The sequence below is a fragment of the Pedobacter sp. 01T416_2 genome (assembly GCF_056398925.1).
The window spans coordinates 1-1661 of sequence record NZ_JBFTQI010001023.1 but is presented as its reverse complement, the minus strand read 5'-3'; the positions used below and the strand labels follow the sequence as shown (position 1 = coordinate 1661).

The 1661-nt window shown below is 44.0% G+C and carries 2 protein-coding genes; both read right to left on the bottom strand.

The genetic code is table 11. From position 1 onward, the window contains the following. Positions 1-284: 284 nt before the first annotated feature. Complete coding sequence (locus AC1DPQ_RS26960) at positions 285-1175, bottom strand: PorP/SprF family type IX secretion system membrane protein (protein WP_477581906.1); 891 nt, start codon at positions 1173-1175, stop codon at positions 285-287. A gap of 38 nt (positions 1176-1213) precedes the next feature. Next, positions 1214-1661, bottom strand: a 448-nt coding sequence (locus AC1DPQ_RS26955) for a T9SS type B sorting domain-containing protein (protein ID WP_477611456.1), incomplete at its 5' end; no start/stop codon positions are given.

Here is a 1661-nt window from a genome sequence, read left to right as displayed (position 1 = left end):
GGCCGATAGCATGATGCAGATAGCATGGAGCATATTGCAGGATGCGATAATTTGTCTTTTAGTCCTTTTCCTTTCAGGGGAAAGGTGCTGACGGGCGGATAGGGGTTTAAGTCGCTTGCTATAACGTGGTTCAAAGATTTCTCTCCCGAAATTTCAGGATTGCACTCCATCCGAAATGACGATAATTCTTCTAAAACGAAAAGCCGCAGATCTTTCGGTCTGCGGCTTTTCGTTTTGTTGCATTAGGATCCCCGCATGCGCGAGGATGACGACAGTCGTTTAAATTAAGGCTTCTTGCCAATATTTACCCTGATGTTCACTTCAAAATCGCCATCGGTATAACCACTGATTGCGGAAGTTGCGGTGTTGTAATAAGCCATAAAATACAAGGTCGATTTGTAGTTCATGCCGAAACCAAAGGTGGCGTTCTGGGTATTGTGGTACATCGCCATTACGTACAGTTTATCGTTGGCAAAATTTGCATTTAAACCAGCATCCCATAAGTTTTCGTAATTTTTGATGCCCCTGAAAACACCTTTGGGTTCGAGGCTGATTCCGTTTATGCCTGATCCCAGCATGAACTTATAACTGACCGCCGAATAAAACGTTGGTTTGTCGGCAAAGTTTAAATCGTCTTTTCTGAAAACGGAACGCATGTTCGGTACGGCACCTTCAACGGTTAATCCTTTCGAAGTATAAGAGATCCCGAAATCGCCATCAACATAATAACCCCTGTCGTTAAAACGGGCAATGGATGGGTCGTTAATGTCGCTGTTTCTTATACTGCTTAAATCCAGCTTATCCTGACTGGCACCAAAAGAGATCCCGAAGTTTAATTTCTGGTCATCGCTGTTTAGCGGAAGGTGGTAAGCAAAGGTTCCGACTGCTTTGGTGCGTTGGATACCGCCCGATTTCTCGTTGTAGATGTTTACACCCCAACCCACTTTGTTCAGCTGCTGATCTAAGGTTACGCTTTGTGTAATGGGGGCACCTGGAATGTTAGACCATTGCTTGCGGAAACTTCCGTTGATGTTAAACCCKGCTTCGATACCGGCCATTGAGGGGTTAACGAGGTAACGGTTCTGGAAATATTGTGCATTGAGTGGAAGGATCTGCGCTTTAACAGATCCGAAAAATAATGTGCCTGCAGCAAATAGAAACGTTACGCGACGCATTTGCTTTATGTTTTTTGTAATTGCTCTCATGTCTGTAATTAGTCTCTAATGATGTTGATATAACCTTTGAATGTACCAATGCCGCTACCCAAATCGATGATGTAGTAATAGGTACCCTCGTTTAGCGGACTGCCGTTTATGGTTCCGTCCCAGTCGTTGGCATAAGTATGTTTGGTGTATAAAATCCGCCCGGCCTTATCGAATATCTTCAAGGTATTGTTTGGATAATAATCGATGTTCTTCACGATAAATTTATCGTTATAACCATCACCATTCGGCGTAACTACAGTACTGGCTTCGAGTTTATAATCGTCTATTACGGTAATGGCAATGCTTTGATCGCTCACACAACCACTTACATTGCTTACGGTTACTTTATAGGTGCCGCTTTGTTTCGGTCGGATGGTGAGCGCTGAAGTGCTTTGTCCGCTAACGATATCCGAGCCAGTCCAGCTGTATTGTGTACCACCTGTAGCCGTTAAAACG